This window comes from Rhodopirellula sp. UBA1907, from assembly GCF_002337565.1.
Lineage (GTDB): Bacteria > Planctomycetota > Planctomycetia > Pirellulales > Pirellulaceae > Rhodopirellula > Rhodopirellula europaea.
The window spans coordinates 707-1613 of the sequence record NZ_DDGH01000077.1; the positions used below are offsets into that span (position 1 = coordinate 707).

Annotated in this window: 1 protein-coding gene; it reads left to right on the forward strand. The window is 56.1% G+C overall.

Annotation, left to right across the window (positions count from 1 at the left end; genetic code table 11):
• The first annotated feature begins 354 nt into the window (after positions 1 to 354).
• Positions 355 to 723, forward strand: coding sequence for a hypothetical protein (locus tag B2R17_RS16550; protein WP_286764853.1), 369 nt, complete (start codon positions 355 to 357; stop codon positions 721 to 723).
• The last annotated feature ends 184 nt before the right edge of the window (positions 724 to 907 follow it).

Below are 907 nucleotides of genomic sequence, written 5' to 3' on the forward strand. Positions count from 1 at the left end.
TAGCGGGCTGTTGATTTAATGAGCCGTACCGCGTTAGCGGCGGTTAGTCAGACGCCAACCGGGGCTAACGCCCATCGGCTAATTGTTGTCATTTGGTATACGACTAAATGAACAGACTGCTAGGCGTCAGCGAAGATCGTGTTGAGATACTCGGAATCTTCCACAGTGCGATGAAAATTGAGGACTACCTCACCTAGCCGGTGAGCCAACATGGTGTTTACGAGAGGCCATGCGCTATGCATTGGCGTTGGAACAACATTGTTTGAGCGTCTTGTCGGGGCCTTCCGTATGTCAGACGCTGCTTGGTGCGATTCGGCAAGTCGAAACCCCGACATCCTTTTTGTTGTTGTACCAATGCGCTCGAAGTCCGCCGCTTCCGTGAAAGAATTGCTGTCGGGGCTAATCCTGCTTGTTGGGGTTGGCGTTGCGATGTTGCTGCTTTGGATCGTCGCGTTGGTTGTGCTCGCTGGTGTTCTTTATGCCGGTATGTCGGTGTTCACGGACTGGAGCGTGGGGGCTCGGATCGGTTCCAGCCTCATCGCAGCGTTTCTCACGCTCAAGGTGGTTGCGTTGGTCGGCACGATCTGCGACTTGATCCCCGAGTCTTGGATGGTCGCGAACAAGAAAACCAAGCCATGTCCCGCTTGTGGCAAAGCACCCCGTACGGCGAAGGCTCAACAGTGCATGCATTGTGGCGAACGCTCGTCGTCTACGGAGCACTGATCTAGCTGGGACTCGCAGTTGTGTTGGGATGGGACACGAGGGGCGATTGAGTTTGCCGACGTGTGGCGGCGGGAGTTGGTGGGATGAGTCGGGGTGATCCCTCGCTCACGCTTCGGGTTTCCAGGGGCGATGTTTTGAAGTGGTGAACGGGTTGGCTTGTCGCCGTTCGACCTCCCCTCGCTTC

Excerpts from the sequence above, each read along its gene's own strand:
- B2R17_RS16550 (WP_286764853.1), top strand. The coding sequence starts at position 355 with ATGCGCTCGAAGTCCGCCGCTTCCGTGAAAGAATTGCTGTCGGGGCTA.